Raw genomic sequence first — 339 nt, 5'->3', positions numbered from 1 at the left:
ACGAGGTCATCACGCACACCCGCAAGGCGCTGGAGCGGGGCCAGGCGGCCCGCGCGGTGTGGGAGAAGGCGTACCAGCAGTGGCGGGACAACAACCCCGAGCGCGCCGCCGAGTACGACCGGGTCGCCAAGGGTGAGCTGCCGACCGGCTGGGAGGAGAAGATCCCGGTCTTCGAGGTCGGCAAGGGCGTGGCCACGCGTGCCGCCTCCGGCAAGGTCCTCCAGGCGCTCGGCGCGGTCGTTCCCGAGCTGTGGGGCGGCTCGGCCGACCTGGCCGGCTCCAACAACACCACGATCGACAAGACCAGCTCCTTCCTCCCGGCGGACAACCCGCTGCCGG

At 72.0% G+C, this 339-nt stretch carries 1 pseudogene; it reads left to right on the top strand.

What is annotated here, in order from left to right:
* Positions 1–339 (top strand): annotated as a pseudogene (locus QC385_RS43895) (transketolase); the annotation flags it as partial.

The sequence above is a fragment of the Streptomyces sp. DH10 genome, from assembly GCF_029813805.1.
In the GTDB taxonomy this organism is placed as follows: Bacteria; Actinomycetota; Actinomycetes; order Streptomycetales; family Streptomycetaceae; genus Streptomyces; species Streptomyces coeruleofuscus.
This window is presented reverse-complemented; position numbering and strand designations above follow the sequence as displayed.